This window comes from Stutzerimonas decontaminans (assembly GCF_000661915.1).
GTDB classification, from domain to species: Bacteria; Pseudomonadota; Gammaproteobacteria; order Pseudomonadales; family Pseudomonadaceae; genus Stutzerimonas; species Stutzerimonas decontaminans.
This window is the reverse complement of the sequence record NZ_CP007509.1, coordinates 4,397,059-4,413,285: the sequence shown is the minus strand read 5'-3', so window position 1 is coordinate 4,413,285 and position 16,227 is coordinate 4,397,059. Positions and strand designations below refer to the sequence as shown.

12 protein-coding genes and 1 pseudogene are annotated in these 16,227 nt (G+C 64.8%); 9 read left to right on the top strand and 4 right to left on the bottom strand.

Annotated elements, in window-relative coordinates:
* Positions 1–138: 138 nt before the first annotated feature.
* The 8 genes from UIB01_RS20355 (at position 139) to UIB01_RS20320 (ending at position 10,940) form a co-directional block, all read left to right on the top strand.
* Positions 139–2,871: an AMP-binding protein gene (locus UIB01_RS20355; RefSeq protein ID WP_038664547.1), complete on the top strand. Its 2,733-nt coding sequence runs from the start codon at positions 139–141 to the stop codon at positions 2,869–2,871.
* Positions 2,872–2,941: 70 nt separating this feature from the next.
* Positions 2,942–4,867 (top strand): bifunctional sugar phosphate isomerase/epimerase/4-hydroxyphenylpyruvate dioxygenase family protein, encoded by a 1,926-nt coding sequence (locus tag UIB01_RS20350; RefSeq protein ID WP_038664544.1) that lies wholly within the window; start codon positions 2,942–2,944, stop codon positions 4,865–4,867.
* A gap of 119 nt (positions 4,868–4,986) precedes the next feature.
* On the top strand, positions 4,987–7,479 hold the full coding sequence (locus UIB01_RS20345; protein ID WP_038664542.1) for a sensor histidine kinase: 2,493 nt from the start codon (positions 4,987–4,989) through the stop codon (positions 7,477–7,479).
* A gap of 158 nt (positions 7,480–7,637) precedes the next feature.
* Positions 7,638–8,126 carry a 5-(carboxyamino)imidazole ribonucleotide mutase gene (purE, locus tag UIB01_RS20340; RefSeq protein WP_015278703.1) on the top strand — a complete coding sequence of 163 codons (489 nt, stop codon included), beginning with the start codon at positions 7,638–7,640 and terminating at the stop codon, positions 8,124–8,126.
* A gap of 103 nt (positions 8,127–8,229) precedes the next feature.
* Positions 8,230–9,315, top strand: a complete 1,086-nt coding sequence (locus tag UIB01_RS20335) for a 5-(carboxyamino)imidazole ribonucleotide synthase (RefSeq protein ID WP_015278702.1) — start codon at positions 8,230–8,232, stop codon at positions 9,313–9,315.
* 84 nt (positions 9,316–9,399) lie between these two features.
* Positions 9,400–9,651 (top strand): GlsB/YeaQ/YmgE family stress response membrane protein, encoded by a 252-nt coding sequence (locus UIB01_RS20330; RefSeq protein WP_003297756.1) that lies wholly within the window; start codon positions 9,400–9,402, stop codon positions 9,649–9,651.
* 52 nt (positions 9,652–9,703) lie between these two features.
* Positions 9,704–10,240 (top strand): DUF3299 domain-containing protein, encoded by a 537-nt coding sequence (locus UIB01_RS20325; protein WP_038664538.1) that lies wholly within the window; start codon positions 9,704–9,706, stop codon positions 10,238–10,240.
* Positions 10,241–10,250: 10 nt separating this feature from the next.
* Positions 10,251–10,940 carry a uracil-DNA glycosylase family protein gene (locus tag UIB01_RS20320; RefSeq protein ID WP_038664535.1) on the top strand — a complete coding sequence of 230 codons (690 nt, stop codon included), beginning with the start codon at positions 10,251–10,253 and terminating at the stop codon, positions 10,938–10,940.
* Here the strand turns inward: UIB01_RS20320 and UIB01_RS20315 are convergent.
* Positions 10,930–11,919 (bottom strand): 2-hydroxyacid dehydrogenase, encoded by a 990-nt coding sequence (locus UIB01_RS20315; protein ID WP_038664532.1) that lies wholly within the window; start codon positions 11,917–11,919, stop codon positions 10,930–10,932. The two genes, UIB01_RS20320 and UIB01_RS20315, sit on opposite strands and share 11 nt — an antisense overlap.
* A gap of 141 nt (positions 11,920–12,060) precedes the next feature.
* Positions 12,061–12,285, bottom strand: coding sequence for a DUF2188 domain-containing protein (locus tag UIB01_RS20310; protein WP_038664529.1), 225 nt, complete (start codon positions 12,283–12,285; stop codon positions 12,061–12,063).
* 122 nt (positions 12,286–12,407) lie between these two features.
* Here UIB01_RS20310 and UIB01_RS20305 point away from each other — a divergent pair.
* Positions 12,408–12,966: pseudogene (locus tag UIB01_RS20305) on the top strand (nucleotidyltransferase family protein).
* Positions 12,967–12,987: 21 nt separating this feature from the next.
* On the opposite strand, the gene UIB01_RS20300 reads toward UIB01_RS20305, so the two are convergent.
* Positions 12,988–13,416, bottom strand: a complete 429-nt coding sequence (locus tag UIB01_RS20300; RefSeq protein ID WP_038664525.1) for a hypothetical protein — start codon at positions 13,414–13,416, stop codon at positions 12,988–12,990.
* 424 nt (positions 13,417–13,840) lie between these two features.
* On the bottom strand, positions 13,841–15,325 hold the full coding sequence (locus UIB01_RS20295) for a TolC family protein (RefSeq protein ID WP_038664523.1): 1,485 nt from the start codon (positions 15,323–15,325) through the stop codon (positions 13,841–13,843).
* Positions 15,326–16,227: the final 902 nt, after the last annotated feature.

Genomic DNA, 16,227 nt, shown 5'->3' with positions numbered 1-16,227 from the left:
GCGCAGCCAAATGAGCGTATCAAGCGGCTAATTGCACACATTTTGTTGCGTCGTGCAGGGCAACTTTTTCTGGCGGCACTGTCTTAGCTGAGCAATCCGAGCCGTGGCCAGGCCGGACCCAGCCTAGGACAGACAGCCGTGAACCACGACTCCGACGCCACCGTGCCCGCTACGGACGCGGTCTTTGCTATACCCGACCCGGCGACCGGCAGCATCGCGCCCGTCACGCTGCATGCCGCGCTGACCCGAATTGCGCAAGGCGCGCCCGATCGACCGGCGGTGCTTTCGACCCGCTTCGCGCCGCTGGACCATCGCGGCCTGCAGCAGATGATCGAGCAGACCCGTCGCCAGTTGCGCCTGGCCGGCTTCGGCCGCGATGCGCGGATCGGTGTATTGCTGCCGGAAGCCCCGCAGGCGGCGGTCGCGATCATTGCCATCGCCTGTTCGGCGGTTGCCGTACCGCTCGATCCGCGCCTCGGCCCGGCCGAGCTGGACCAGTTTCTCAAGCAATTGCCGCTCGATGCCCTGCTGATCGGCAGCGATGGCGATCAGCAGGGCCGAGCCGCAGCCGAGCGCCATGGGCTGACGCTGATCAGCGCCGAAGCGGCTGCGGACGGCAGCCCGGCGTTGCTGCTCGATATGCCGCTCGCCGCACAGCCGGCCTCCGATGGCCTGCCGCTACCTGACGCCCCGGCGTTCATCCTGCGCAGCTCCGGCACCACCGCCCTGCCCAAGCTGATTCCCTTCACCCATCGCAACATGCTGACCGCTGCGCGCAAGTGGCAGCGCTGGTTCGGCCTGGATGCCGGCGACCGCTGCCTGTGCGTGTCAGCGCCCTATTATTCCCACGGGCTGAAGGTCACCATCCTGACACCCTTGCTCGCAGGCGGCAGTGTCGCCTTCCCGCTCAGCCCTGCGGTGGTGGACCTGCACGAGTGGTTCGACGCCCTGCGCCCCACCTGGTATTCCGCCGGTCCGGCGCTGCACCGCGCCATTCTCGAGGCCGCCACTACCCATCCCGAAGGCCTCGGCGCGCACCGACCGCGCTTCGCCTCTTCCGGTGGCGCGCCGCTGGGGCAGGACATCATCGATGCCTTCGAACAGGCCATGGGCTTCCCGCTGCTGGAGCATTACGGTTCCAGCGAGGCAGCGCAGATCGCCGTCAATACCCCCGTGGAGCGCAAGAATGGCAGCGTAGGCCGACCCTGGCCGGAAACGCTGAGCATCGTCGACGAGGACGGCCTGCCGGTGCCGACCGGCCAGCGCGGTGAAATCCGCGTCCGCGGCGCAACGGTGATGCCCGGCTATCTCGGCGATCCCGCGCTGAATGAGGTGCTGCGAGAGGGCTGGTTCCACACCGGCGACATCGGCAGCCTCGACGAGGACGGCTTCCTCTACCTGCACGGGCGCCTGCGCGAAGTCATCAACCGCGGTGGCGAGAAGGTCAGCCTGCCGGAAGTCGACGCCGCTTTGCTGCGCCATCCGGCGGTGGCGGATGCCGCCGCGTTCGCCGTGCCGCATCCGCGTCTCGGCCAGGACGTAGCCGCGGCGGTCGTGCTGCATCCGCAGACGGGTGTCTCGCCCAGTGAACTGCAGAACTTCCTGCGTGGTGAGCTCGTTTATTTCAAGGTGCCGCGGCGCGTACAGGTCGTCGACGCCTTGCCGCGCGGGCTGACGGGCAAGGTACTGCGCCATCACCTGGCGGATGCGTATGTCGAGCAGCGCAGCGAGCGAGCCCGTCAGGCCGGCGCCAGCGAGGCCGCCTCGCCGCTGGAGCAAGAAGTGCTGGCGCTCTGGCGCCGCCTGCTGAAAACCGAAGCGGTAGGCCCGCAGGACAACTTTCTCGATTGCGGCGGCGATTCGCTGCTGGCCACCGAGATGCTGACCGAACTGGAGCAGATGCTCGGCCGGGTGATTCCCGAGTCGGTACTGGTGGAGGCCGAGACCGCACGAGAGCTGGCCGAGCGCCTGGAAAATCTCGCGGCGCACGTCATCCCCGTCATCGACTTTAACGCGCAGCCGGGGCGGACGGCGTTGTTCTGGTTCCACGGCGATTTCGCCCATGGCGGTTACTACATCCGCCGCCTGGCCAGGCTGCTCGGCTCTCAGCAGCCGCTGACCGCCATTGCGCCGCACGGCATGGGCGACGAGCCGATTCCCGAATCGGTGCAACAGATGGCCCGCGAGCGCCTGCCGCTGATCCTCGAGCGTCAGCCCGAAGGGCCGTATCGCATTGGCGGCTACTGCAACGGCGCGCTGGTGGCCTTCGAAGCGGCTCGCCTGCTCGTGGAAGCCGGACACCGCGTGGAAATCGTCGCGCTGATCGACCCGCCCACCGCCAATGTGCGGCCCTGGTCGCGAGCGATCCTGCGCACCCTCGACCGCGTGTTGCCGGATAGCTATCTCGCCCGTGCCTACGAGGCGCTGAGCCGCTTCGGCGAAACCAGCAAATGGCCCTACCCGAAGCGCCTGGCCAACCTGGCCTGGAAGCTCACGCACCGCGGTACGCGCCTGGTGCAGCAGCGGCTGGCCGGCGAGGTGGCGCCGCCCCCCACGGCGCGGGACCGCGAAGTGCGCGTGCGCTTCCTGCAGTACTCGCTGGTGATGGCGCGCTACCTGCCGCAGCGCATCGACGCGCCGGTGGTCTATTTCTCTGCCGATTACACCAGCCGGGCCTGGCGCAACATGGGTGCGAGCTTCGAAAGCTACGACGTCCTCGGCGGCCACCACCGCTGCGTCAAGGATTACACCGCCTCGATCGCCACTCCGCTGCGCGCACTGCTGGAGGATTCGGCAGCGCCGATGCCAGCCCAGAGCGGTCTGAGGCTGCCGCTGACCGATCCGGTCAAGCGTGATGGTCTGGTGCCTTGATCATGACTCTGGCTTCGCATATCCGTCGGCGGCCTGCACGGCCGAAGCCCCCGGTAACAGGATTAACCGCATGAAGCGCTCCATCGCCACCGTGTCTCTCAGCGGTACTCTGCCGGAAAAGCTCGAGGCCGCAGCGGCCGCGGGGTTCGACGGTATCGAACTGTTCGAGAACGATCTGCTGTACCACTCCGGCAGCCCGCTGGACGTCCGCCGGCGCTGCGAGGAGCTGGGGCTGGCCGTGACGCTGTTCCAGCCATTCCGAGACTTCGAGGGCTGCCCGCGCGAGCGGCTGCAGCGCAATCTCGACCGTGCCGAACGCAAGTTCGATCTGATGCAGGAACTTGGCGCCGAGCTGATGCTGTTGTGCAGCAACGTGCAGGCCGATGCGCTGGGCGATCGCGAGACGCTGCTCGGCGACCTCGGCCTCATCGCCGAGCGGGCTGGCGCACGTGGTCTGCGGGTCGGCTACGAGGCGCTGGCCTGGGGTCGCCACGTGAAGACCTGGCGTGATGTCTGGACGCTGGTGCAGCAGGTGGACCATCCGGCACTGGGCGTGATTCTCGACAGCTTCCATACCCTGGCCCTGGGCGACGATCCGAGCGGTATCGTCGAGATTCCCGGTGAGCGGATCTTCTTCGTGCAGCTGGCTGATGCGCCGGTGCTGGCCATGGACGTGCTGGAGTGGAGCCGGCATTTCCGCTGCTTCCCCGGCCAGGGCGAGTTCGATCTGGCGGGCTTCCTCGCGCCGGTGCTGCAGGCCGGCTACAGCGGTCCGTTGTCGTTGGAGGTGTTCAACGACGGCTTCCGTGCCGCACCGCCGCGTGGCATCGCGGCCGATGGCTTGCGTGCGCTGCGGCACCTGGAAGAAAAGACCGGCCAGCGACTGAGCGCTTCGGCGCCGTCCGCAGCCGTCGTACCGTCGCTGTTCACGGCGCCAGCGGCACCGCGCTACGAGGGCATCGATTTTCTCGAGTTCGCGGTGGACGAGCCGCACGCGGTGCGCCTCGGCAGTTGGCTGCAGCAGCTCGGCTTTGCCCATGTCGGCCAGCACCGCTCGAAAGATGTGCAGTTGTTTCGTCAGGGCGAAATCAACATCGTGCTCAATGCCGAACCCTATTCCTTCGCGCACAACTACTTCGAGGCACACGGTCCTTCGGTGTGCGCCATGGCGCTGAAGATCGATGACGAAGCATCGGCGCTGGCGCGTGCCTGCGCCTTCGGCGGGCAGCCCTATCGCGGGCTTATCGGGCCGAACGAGCGGCAGATTCCGGCGGTGCGCGCGCCGGACGGCGGACTGATCTACCTGCTCGAATCCGGGGCGCCAGGACAGAGCAACTACGACATCGATTTCCGCCTGCACGCCGTGACCCCAGTGGGCGCCGGCCTGCAGCGGATCGATCACATGGCCACCGCACTGCCGGCCGAGAGCCTGGCCAGCTGGGTGCTGTTCTACCGTAGCCTGTTCGATTTCGAGGCCGACGACGAGCTGCTGCTGCCCGATCCCTATGGCCTGATGAAATGCCGTGCCATGCGCAGCCCTTGCGGCCGGGTCCGCCTGCCGCTGAACACGTCGCAGGATCGCGACACGGTGATCGCCCAGGCGCTATCCAGCTACCGCGGCGCCGGCGTGCACCATGTGGCGTTCGCCTGTGACGACATCTTCGCCGAGGTGGCCCGCGCACAGGCGGCCGGCGTGCCGCTGTTGCAGATTCCGCGCAACTATTACGACGACCTGGCCGCGCGTTTCGACTTCGACGACTCGCTGCTCGCCGAGCTGGCGCGTTACAACGTGCTGTACGACCGCGACGCCGAGGGCGGCGAGCTGTTCCACGTCTATACCGAGCCGTTCGAGGGGCGCTTCTTCTTCGAGATTCTGCAGCGCTGCAACGGCTACGCCGGCTACGGGACGGCTAACGTGGCGGTACGCCTGGCCGCCATGGCCAAGCAGTGTCGCCGCACTGCACCCACCGCGACCGCTCTGGCCAGCGCCTCCTGAAACCGCGGCGGTGCTTGCGGCGAAGGTGATGGTTTGCCGCCGCGGCTGGGGTGCTATGATCGCGACCCTGCTGCGCCTACTGCTGATGGCGTGCCTTGCGCGGTTGCTGGAGCCCGATCGTGCCCATCCCAAAACCAATCGGCTTGCGTCAATGGATCTGGCGAGCCTTCGTTCGCAGCGCGCTGATTCCGCTGGTCTTGGTGGAAACCGCGCTGATCGCGATCTATCTGCTGACCAACGGCGCGATCCGCGACGCGCAGATCGACCATCTACGCCAGACCGCGCTCAATGACCTGCAGGCCTCGGCCAGCCTGGAGTCGCGCCTGATCAGCGAGCAGCTTGCCCAGGTTGGCTCGCTGACCCAGCTGTATCGCAACCTCACTGCTCAGGCGCTGCAGGATGGCGACCCGGTCGCGCTGCCGGACCTAGCACTGAGCGCCGACGGCGTGCGCTACAGCCCCGACGACGATGGCGGCGCAGCGGTGTTCTACTCCGGTGCGACGCCGGCTGAGCAGCATGATCTGCAGAAGATCGCCAGGCTGCGCCAGCTGGAGCCGTTGATGAAGGAGATCGAGGCGCGCAATCCGTTGGTTGCCAGCCTGTATTTCAACAGCTGGGACAGCTTCAACCACATCTATCCATGGTTCTTCACCCTCGATCAGTACCCGGCGGATATGGATATTCCTCGGTACAACTTCTATTACCTGGCCGACGCCGAGCACAACCCGTCACGCGGCGTGGTGTGGACCGATGTCTACCTCGATCCGGCCGGTCATGGCTGGATGATGTCGGCGATTGCGCCGGTCTACCGTGATGACTTCCTCGAAGGGGTGGTCGGTATCGACATCACCGTCAGCGTCATCCTCGATCAGATCGGTCAGCTGCAGGTGCCCTGGGGTGGCTATGCCATGCTGGTCAGCGATGACCTGACGATCATGGCGCTGCCGGAGCCGGGCGAGGATGATTTCGGCCTCGCCGAGCTGACCGATCATTCCTACCAGCAGGCGATCCGCAGCGAGATGTTCAAGCCGGAAGATTTCCAGCTCGACAGCCGGGCTGAAACCGCGGAACTGGCCGCCGCCATTTCCGGCGCCAGCAACGGCGTGCAACAGGTGATGCTCGGTGGCCGCCCGCAGCTGGTGGCCTGGACCACCGTGGCGCAGACCGGTTGGCATCTGCTGGCGGTGGTGGACGAAACGGCGGTGTTTCGTCAGACCAATATCCTGGCCAGCCGCTACCAGCAAATCGGTTATCTGCTGATCGCCGGCCTGGTGCTGTTCTACATCGGCTTCTTTGCCGTCATGTGGCTGCGCGCGCGGCAGCTCAGCCAGGCACTGCTGGCGCCTATCGCCGGCATCTCGCGGATGCTCGGCGATATCGGCTTGGGCCGCTGGCGTCCAGATCCGGTGCGTGCGCAGATCCGCGAGCTCGACGAGATGTCCCGGCACACTCAGGACATCGGCAGTCGTCTGTCCCACAGTGAGTCCGAGCGCTGGGAAGCGCAACGGCGCCTGGAGCTGGTGCTGGAGAGCGCGACCGAGAGTCTCTGGGAATACGATATTCCCAATCACACGCTGCGCGTGCGAGGCAGCATGCTGGGCCGCTTCGGTCTGCCCACCGGCCAGCTCAGCGACCGCGAGTTCCGCCAGCGCATCCATCCGGACGACCTGCCCCAGGCGGTGGCCCAGGTTGAGCGGATACAGCAGGGTCTGCAGCAGCGCTACGAAGCTGAATACCGTTTTGCCGATGCGCTAGGCGAGTACCACTGGCTGCTCAGCCGTGGCCGCGTTCTGGAGCAGGACCCAGAAACCGGCATGGCGCGGGTGCTGGCCGGCACTCATGTGGATATCGATGCGCTCAAACGCGTCGAGGCCGAATTGCGCGCGGCAACGCTGCAGGCCCAGGCTGCCAGTGAAGCGAAGGGACGCCTGCTCTCGGGTATCAGCCACGAGTTGCGCACGCCGCTCAATGCGATCCTCGGCTTCGCCCAGCTGATGCGCATGGACTGCGATGACAGCAGCCAGTCCGAAGCGGCCGAGTACCTTGATGAAATCCTTCTGGCCAGCCGTCATCTCAACCAGCTGCTGGGCGAGATCCTCGAATGGTCCAGTCTGCAGAAAGAGCGCCCACAGCTGGAACTGCAGCCGGTGGATGTGTGCAGCCTGATGCGCGAATGCGCCGAGCTGATCGCGCTGGAAGTGCAGCAGCGGGGCCTGCAACTCGATCTGAGCCTGCCGGACGACGGCCTGCTGGTGCTCGCCGAACCGCGGCGCCTGCGCCAGGTGCTGCTGAACTTGCTGTCCAACGCGATGAAATACAACGTACCCAACGGCCACATCAGCCTGCGCGCCGAAACCAGCCCCGGTCATGTGCGCATCCTGGTCGAGGACACCGGCCTGGGCATCGATCAGGCGCAGCAGGCGCAGGTGTTCGAGCCGTTCCAGCGGCTCGGGCGCGAGAACAGCATGATCCAGGGCACCGGTATCGGTCTGTCGCTGTGCCTGGAGTTCGCCCGGCTGATGAACGGTCAGCTGGGGCTGCACAGCGAACCGGGCGTGGGCAGCCGTTTCTGGATCGAGCTGCCGCGGGTGGCGCCACTGCAACCGCAGTAGCGGCCCGACTGCTGGGGTACTGGCCGGTCACGCCTTGCGCTATACTGCGCGGCTTTCGCGCGAGCGGCCGAGGCCGTTTGCCGACCATCCAGGCCACGCTCTTTTGCGTGGTTTGTTGTTCTTGACGCGCCCGCGGGCGCCCGATGAGAGGCACGACGATGAGCGCACTGGTAGGCGTGATCATGGGCTCCAAGTCCGACTGGTCCACCCTGAGCCACACCGCCGATATGCTGGAAAAGCTGGGCATCCCCCACGAAGTGACGGTGGTTTCCGCCCACCGCACCCCGGACCTGCTCTTCCAGTACGCCGAACAGGCCGAAGCCCGCGGCCTGCGTGTGATCATCGCCGGCGCCGGCGGCGCTGCCCACCTGCCGGGCATGTGCGCGGCCAAGACGCACCTGCCGGTGCTTGGCGTGCCGGTGCAGTCGTCGATGCTGTCCGGTGTCGATTCGCTCTTGTCGATCGTGCAGATGCCGGCTGGTGTTCCGGTTGCCACGCTGGCCATCGGCAAGGCCGGCGCGATCAACGCCGCGCTGCTGTCGGCAAGCATCATCGGGCATGAATTCCCTGAGTATCACCAGGCGTTGAAGAAATTCCGCGACGAGCAGACCCAGACTGTACTGGACTGCCCAGACCCGCGCCTCTGAGCCGCCCTTCGCCAGTCCCGGCGACGCGGCTGGCGGGTATAAACTTGCTTTCCTGCGCCGTAACGCGCGCGCTTGATCTGCCGCCTACTGAAGGGCCGTTGATATGAAAATTGGTGTGATCGGTGGCGGCCAGCTCGGCCGCATGCTGGCGCTGGCGGGCACCCCGCTAGGCATGAACTTCGCCTTCCTCGACCCGGCCCCGGATGCCTGCGCCCAGGCCCTCGGCGAGCACATCCGCGCCGACTATGACGACAAGGATCACCTGCGCCGGCTGGCCGACGAAGTGGATCTGGTGACCTTCGAGTTCGAGAGCGTGCCGGCCGAGACGGTGGCCTTTCTCTCGCAGTTCGTGCCGGTCTACCCGAGCGCCGAATCGCTGCGCATCGCCCGTGATCGCTGGTTCGAGAAATCCATGTTCAAGGAGCTCGGCATTCCCACCCCGGAGTTCGCCGATATCCAGTCCCAGGCCGACCTCGACGCCGCGGTGGCCAGCATCGGCCTGCCAGCCGTGCTCAAGACCCGCACCCTGGGTTACGACGGTAAGGGCCAGAAGCTGCTGCGCAAGCCGGCCGATGTGAGCAATGCCTTCGCCGAGCTGGGTAGCGTGCCGTGCATCCTCGAGGGCTTCGTACCCTTCACCGGCGAAGTCTCGCTGATCGCCGTGCGCGGGCGTGATGGCGAGACCTGCTTCTATCCGCTGGTACACAACAGCCACGAGAGCGGCATCCTGCGGCTGTCGGTTGCCAGCAGCAACCATCCGCTGCAGGCGCTGGCCGAGGACTACGTCGGTCGCGTGCTCAAGCAACTCGACTATGTCGGCGTGCTGGCCTTCGAGTTCTTCGAAGTCGATGGTGGCCTGAAGGCCAACGAGATCGCGCCGCGCGTGCACAACTCCGGGCACTGGACCATCGAAGGCGCCGAGTGCAGCCAGTTCGAGAACCACTTGCGTGCCGTCGCCGGTCTGCCGCTGGGCTCGACTGCCAAGCTGGGCGAAAGCGCGATGCTCAACTTCATCGGTGAAGTGCCGCCGGTGGAGAAGGTGATCGCCATTCAGGACTGCCACCTGCACCACTACGGCAAGGCCTTCAAGGCCGGACGCAAGGTCGGCCACGCGACCTTGCGCTGCCCTGACCGCGCCACGCTGGACCGTCAGATCACCGCGGTCGAGACGCTGATCCCGCATTCCTGACGCCCGGCCGTCAGGCTTCGGCGAACCGCCGCAGAGCCCTCGGGTCCATTGGTTACCCACCTTTCGGACCTGAGGAGATTATCCATGGGCATCATCGGCACCATCATCATCGGCTTGATCGTCGGCCTGATCGCACGCTTCCTGAAACCCGGCGACGACAGCATGGGCTGGATCATGACCATCCTGCTGGGTATCGGCGGCTCGCTGCTGGCGACCTACGGTGGCCAGGCGCTCGGCCTCTACCAGGCGGGTGAGGGCGCAGGCTTTATCGGCGCCGTGGTCGGTGCGATCATCCTGCTGGTCATCTACGGCATGGTCACCAGTCGCAAGCATTGATGCACCGCGGGGCCGCGCCCTGCGGCCCCGTTCTCTCTCATGTAGTTGCCCTATGCGCAAATCCCTCCTTTCACTGTTCTGCTGTCTTGCATTCGCGTCCACCGTTCATGCCGCACCGGCGGAGCTCGACTGGCTCGAACTGATGCCGCCCGAGGATCGCCAGGCGCTGGAGGAAATGCCCGAGATCGGCCACGCGACGCCCGAGGATCTGGGCTTCAGCGACCAGGGAGGGCTCAAGCAGGAGGCCGGGTTGCCGGCGGTGATGTACTCCGCCAAGACCGTCGCTGAGCTGAACGGCCGCGAGATCCGCCTCGGTGGCTATCCGGTGCCGCTGGAGAGCGACGAGCGCGGGCGCAGCACCGAATTCTTCCTGGTTCCCTATCCGGGCGCCTGCATCCACGTGCCACCGCCGCCACCGAACCAGATCGTGCTGGTGCGCTACCCGAAGGGCATCGCCCTAGAGGACATCTACGCGCCGCTGTGGGTCGACGGTCGTCTGCAGATCGAGCCGGTCAGCAACGACCTGGCCGATGCCGCCTATGCGCTGGAAGCCGCAGCAGTCGAGCTGGTCGACGAAAGCGACTTCTGAGCCACAGGCAATGACGCTACCCACCGAGATACGTCAGGCGCTGCGCGAGCTCGCCGCGCACACCGATGGCATCGATCTGCCGATCTATCAGGCATTCGAACGTGATCCACTGGAGCCGATCATCGGGCTTGGCGATGCCGACGCGCCGCTCTGCTTCTTCGGCCGTGACCCCGGTCGCGAGGAGGTTCGCCATGGCGAGCCCTTCATCGGCTCTGGCGGGCAGATCGTCCGGCGCGTGCTCTATCGCCACCTGCACGGCGCAGAGATGCCGGACTTCGCGGCCGGACGGGCGCTGGGCCGGCACTACTTCTGGATCAACACCGTGCCGTACAAGCCGGTTGGTAACAAGGCCTGGTCGATGGCGGTGAAGCGCCGTTTCCATCCGCTGATGCGTCAGCTGCTGGTGGATAGCTGGCACGGCCGGCAGATCGTCACGCTCGGCCGCGAGGCATTTCTCTGGTTCGGCATCGACCAGCCGCGCGCAGAGCGTCAACGCCTGGAGGCCTTCTGGCAGCGTGAGGATCGCTTCACGGCCAGCCTCGATGTCGAGCTGCAGGACGCGCAAGGCCATGCGCGAAGCTTCACCTTGCACCCGCTGCCGCATCCCTCGCCATTGAACCAGACCTGGTTCAAGCGCTTCCCCGCACTGCTCGAGGCGCGCCTGTGCCAACTCGTCGGGCAGCTAAGCGCTAGTCACTGACCCGGTTGCTGATCTGCCCGGCGTGCCAGGCCGCGACGTTGCCCAGGGTGGTGCCGGCGATGGCGGCCAGCGCCTCCTCGGTGAGAAACGCCTGATGCGCGGTGACAATGACATTGGGGAACGACAGCAGCCGCGCCAGCACGTCGTCCTGCAGCGGCAGGCCGGAATGGTCCTCGAAGAACAGCCCGGCCTCTTCCTCGTAGACGTCCAGGCCCAGATAACCGAGCTGGCCGCTCTTCAGCGCGCCGATCAGTGCTGGTGTGTCGATCAACGCGCCACGGCCGGTGTTGATCAGCATGGCGCGGGGTTTCATGGTCGCCAGGCTTTGCTGATTGATCAGATGGTGGGTCTGCGCGGTGAGCGGGCAGTGCAGGCTGACGATATCACTGCTGGCGAGCAGCTCGTCGAGCGCCACGTAACGCATGCCGAGGCGCTCCAGCTCCGGGTTCGGGTAGGGGTCGTAGAGCTGCACCTCGCAGCCGAAACCGAGCATGATCCGCCCAAACACGGCGCCGATCTGCCCGCTGCCGACCACGCCGACACGCTTGCCCGCCAGGTCGAAGCCGGTCAGCCCCTGCAGCGAGAAATTGCCTTCGCGGGTACGGTTGTAGGCCCGTGGCAGGCGTCGGTTGAGCGCCAGGATCAGCGCCACGGTGTGCTCGGCCACCGCGTGCGGCGAATAGGCTGGCACGCGCACCACCGGCAAGCCGAGGCGCTGGGCGCAAGATAGGTCGACATGGTTGTAGCCAGCCGAACGCAGCGCGATCAGCCGCGTACCGCCAGCGGCGAGCTTCTCCAGCACCGGTGCTGAGAGCACGTCATTGACGAACGGGCAGACCACCTCAGCCCCGGCTGCCAGCGCGGCGGTGTCCGGGTCGAGCCTCGTCTCGAGAAAATGCAGTTCGAAGCCATAGGCCCGATTTGCGGCCTGAAAGCTATCGCGGTCGTAGGGTTTGCTGCTGAACAGGGTGATGCGCATCGGAATGCCTCGCTGGAAGGACGACTGCCGACAGGGTGCGGCAGTTGTCCGCCCAGGCCAAGCCGATTCTACTGGCGGGCTCCGCCAGACCTGCGACACGGCAAAGGCGGCTGCGTCGGAGTTTGGCTCTGGTCCGGCCGCTCAGCCTTCACTGCGACTCGGGTCGGCACTGCGCGGATAGGTGCGCTCTTCCTGAATGGTGCCGTCCTTCTTGTGAATCTTCACCGAGGCCGTCTTGCCTTCGAGGAAGGTTGCAGTCACCTGCAGCATCTCCTCCTTGGTCGCAGCGGTTTTCGAGGCGCGGGTCGCCCCCTGCTTGCGCAGCTCCCAGCCGTTATCGGTAGCATTGATGTGGTAGTTGTCCATGCGCGGCTCCTCTGACGTGATGCAGGGTTAGAGGGCCGCCGGCCCAGGCGGTTCGGTCGAGTTGCGCGAGTGCTCTGCGCAGGCTGATAGCCTGCCCTTTCCGACCTTCGGGGAAAACACTTATGCATGCACACGCCCGGTTGCGCGCCATCATCACAGCCGACCCGGTGCGCATGCGGGTGCTCACTCTCGTGAAAGCGCTCGCCTTGCCGGATTGTTGGGTGGCTGCAGGCTTCGTGCGCAGCGCGGTCTGGGACCATCTGCACCTGCGCAACGCTGGCACATTACCGCCGGACATCGATGTCATCTGGTTCGACCCCGACCGGCTTGAAAAGGCGGTCGATACCCGAATCGAGGCCGCACTACGGCTTGTGGGCGGCTCACTCAACTGGTCGGTGAAAAACCAGGCCCGCATGCACCATTCATAATGGTGACCAGCCCTACCGGTCGGCGATGGATGCAATGAGCCGCTGGCCGGAAACGGCCACTGCAGTTGGAGTAAGACTGGGAGACATGGATGAGATCGAGGTGGCGGCTCCGCTGGGGCTGGACGATCTGTTCAATCTGATCGTCCGACCCACGGCGGCCTTTGGTGCCGGTAAGCGACAGGTCTATCTGGAGCGCCTGGCAACGAAGGGCTGGTCTGAAACCTGGCCAGGCCTGCACATACTGCAGGACTGATCGCCAGCACCGCGTTTCGGGCTAGATGAACGCCTGCCGCGAGACGCCACGGGGCAGGCGATTGCGCCCCGGCAGCTGCTCCAGGCGCTTCTGCCATTCGGCGCGTGCGGACAGGACGGAGGCCGGCTTTGCTGCCGTTTCGAGCCCACTCGGAGCGGGCTTCACCGACGCCGCGGGCGCACTCGCAGTAGTTCTCGCTGCCGCTGAGGGGGCCGTCGTCGCCGTCTTCGCCACGGCTGCAGGTACACCCGCGGTGGTCTTCGCCGCCTTCGCGGCAGCCCTCAGTTCGGCGAGGCTCGGTGTCTTGCGTACAGGCTCGCTCACCGTCTTTTTCACGCTGCGCAGGCACAGCTTGCATGAAACCTGAGTGGCGTCCGCCGAACTGTTCAGGCTCGATCCCGCGCGCCCACATGCGACATTGCCATTGGAGGCGGAGTAATGAATCACCAACGTTCTGTCTCCTGAATTTCGGGGCGCGGGATTCTACACGCTCAGTCCGTCCAGGCAACGCAGGTGAGAAAAACTCAGGGAGCAGCAGTCCGTCCGCTGGCGGGTTTCGATTGCATTGCGTCGGCATTTAGCGAGTCAGGAGGCAAACCCTGATTTGTTAGCAGCAGTTACTATTCTGGCATCAGCGATCCATAGCAGCTGTCGGCGAATGGCAAAACACGGCCGACTCTTCTGAAAAAGCCGGTCTTGGGGTGGGTAAATATTTTGAAGCGTACGGCTTATAAGCCTGGCTAGCTCATCGAGCTGTTAGCTGTGGCTGCAGTATCCGAGAGCTGCACTTGCCAATGTTACCGGGCAAGTGCTCCCTGAGCGCCTTGTTGATGTATACAAATCCCGGCAAGGGCCTTTGCCAGCTGTTACGACGCTATAGCTCTCCGGCTTGCCACTTGGCCTCTTGATTAGCTAACGCCTGAGCAATGGAGCTCAACTCGCTTGATGGTAGCTGTTCTGGCAATGGATCAAACCCCGCACTTGCGAACAGTTGGCCGTAGCTATTGCGTAACTCTGCATAAGAGAGGTCGCGGCGCAAATTGGCCTGCAATGCATTCAGTTCACCCTGAATCAGCTCCAGCTCGCCAATTCCCTGGGCCTTATAGCGGTTCCGCAGTTGCTCGACGATTTGGTTATCGAGTCCAGCCAGTTGCTGGCTTGTTTGGAACTGGCGCTGGGCTTCGTTGAAGTTGGCGTTAGCAACATAGAGCTGTGCAAGAATCGCCATGGACATGGCCTGGCGGCGAGCTTCGGCTACTTGCTCACCTGCTTTCGATACATTAATGGAGGCCGGTGCCGATAGAACGTTAAAGAGGTTCCAGGTGATCTTAACGCCATAGTCAGCCCAACTCTGGTTCACCAGAAAGCTGTTGCTGTCGTAGTGGCCGCCCGCCGAGAACTCCAGGCCCGGCAACAGGCGCAGCATGGCTTTGCGCGTTTCTGCGGCGCTGATGCGTGCTTGATAGTCCTGTTCACGCAGCTCGGGGCGAGTCGCCAGAGCCTCACGTTCCAGCTCACTAAGTTGGACGTTCAGCCGCGGCACTGGATAGTCACTGTTGGAAGCTAAGGTCAAGTCAGTACCTAGCGGTAGGTTGATCAGCGTCGCCAGCTCTGTCTTGGCCAGGGACAAGGCGCGACGCTGATCTTCCAGCTGGCGGGTGGCTTCGATTAGAGCGCGTTGGTAGCTCAGTGCCTGAACAGGGTCGCCGATACGCTGCTCGCTCAGACGCTGGCTGTTATCACGTGCTTGCTTGACACGATCCATCAAGCTGTCGATCTGGGTGAGTAGACGCTCCGCGGCCAGTGCGCGCCAATAAGCCGAGCGCACGTCCTGAATGATGGTATGCACTACCTTGCGCCGGCGCTCTTGAACGATCAGGCGCTGGTCGCCCTGTTGCTTGGCACTGACGTAGCTGACGCCAAAGTCCAGCACGTTCCACACCATGGTCAGGTCTGCGACGCCACGGTCGCGATCCTGCGAAGTGGAAGGTTCCAGCGACTGGGTGCCGGTGCGGATGCTCTCGCTGCTCGAGGCGCTTATGTTGCTGCGTCCGGCGTAGCCAGCCGACAGCGCCATACGTGGCAGCATGTCGAAGGTGGCCAGGTCGACTTGGCGCTGGGCCATGGCCTCTTCCATGACTTTTAGGCGCGCCTCAAGGTTGTACTTCACCGCGCGGGCCATGGCCTCATGCAGAGTCAGTGGGCCGCTGAGCGGTTCCTGATCCTTGAACATGATCGCCAGATCCTGCTGAGCGCGTTGCTCGCTGACGCTACGGTCGATGGGCTGGCTGGTCACTGCACAGCCGCTGACTGTCAGCGCCAGTACACTGATGCTGAAAAACTTCGCTGCTTTGCTCATCCTTGGGCCGCCCCCTGGTACGGCACACATTCAATTCTTATCTGTTGTGTCGATTACGCTTGTGGCATCTGCAACGATATTTCCCCCAACGCCCAGGCAAGATTTCTGATCTGGCGCTGTTCGCTTTCCCCTATCTCCAGCAGTTGCTGGCTCAGCGTCGGCGCTCCGAGAGTCTCGCCACCGCCCAAACCATTGCTGGGCGAGCCACCCCAGCGTAGTTGTATCTCACCCGACTCCAGCGGTACTTCCTTACCGAAAATGCTGGAAAAACTGCTGGTGCCGAAGATTCCGCCATCGCCGCCGCCAAAGCCGAGGAAGCCGGCGGCGCCCCCATTGCCTGAGCTGCTATCACTGCTGGTAAAGACCTGGGCGATGTAGCTGGGCGCTGGCGCGCCGTTGTTGATGAAAACGTTGCCCAGAGTCGGTACGCCGCTGCCCAGGGTCGGTACCTCGAACAGTGGCGGCGGCAACAACGGAGAGAGGGTGTTGGATGGCGGCACGCTCGGCACACTTGGTTGTGTCGGTGCAGCAGGCATGGGTGACACGCTCGGTGCCGGATTGGCCCGGAATTCTGGGTCGCCAGTATTGAGTCCACCCAGCGTATAGGTGGCACCGGAGAAGTTGCTCAGCATGGCGTTACCGACGCCGTCGACGATGCCACTACCCGCGGCCGTGAGCGATAGACCTAGTGTGCCCTGGCCGGTCACCCCGCCGACAGTGATGCGATAGGTGCGTGCATCCACCTGCACAAGTGATAGCAGCGTGCCGCTGGCGCTGCCTGTGGTGGCCAGAGCGAAATCGCTCAGGTCGACGCCGTTGACGCCTTCGCTGAAGGCGACGGTGAAACCGAGAGTGCTATTGGAGGTGGGCGAGGGGCCGTCGAGGGTGATGGCTGTGACTTG

What these genes read in the sequence shown, in the direction of transcription:
- purE (WP_015278703.1), top strand. Translation starts at nt 7,638, where the DNA reads ATGAGCGCACTGGTAGGCGTGATCATGGGCTCCAAGTCCGACTGGTCC.
- UIB01_RS20320 (WP_038664535.1), top strand. Translation starts at nt 10,251, where the DNA reads ATGACGCTACCCACCGAGATACGTCAGGCGCTGCGCGAGCTCGCCGCG.
- UIB01_RS20310 (WP_038664529.1), bottom strand. Translation starts at nt 12,285, where the DNA reads ATGGACAACTACCACATCAATGCTACCGATAACGGCTGGGAGCTGCGC.
- UIB01_RS20315 (WP_038664532.1), bottom strand. Translation starts at nt 11,919, where the DNA reads ATGCGCATCACCCTGTTCAGCAGCAAACCCTACGACCGCGATAGCTTT.
- UIB01_RS20330 (WP_003297756.1), top strand. Translation starts at nt 9,400, where the DNA reads ATGGGCATCATCGGCACCATCATCATCGGCTTGATCGTCGGCCTGATC.
- UIB01_RS20350 (WP_038664544.1), top strand. Translation starts at nt 2,942, where the DNA reads ATGAAGCGCTCCATCGCCACCGTGTCTCTCAGCGGTACTCTGCCGGAA.
- UIB01_RS20325 (WP_038664538.1), top strand. Translation starts at nt 9,704, where the DNA reads ATGCGCAAATCCCTCCTTTCACTGTTCTGCTGTCTTGCATTCGCGTCC.
- UIB01_RS20295 (WP_038664523.1), bottom strand. Translation starts at nt 15,325, where the DNA reads ATGAGCAAAGCAGCGAAGTTTTTCAGCATCAGTGTACTGGCGCTGACA.
- UIB01_RS20335 (WP_015278702.1), top strand. Translation starts at nt 8,230, where the DNA reads ATGAAAATTGGTGTGATCGGTGGCGGCCAGCTCGGCCGCATGCTGGCG.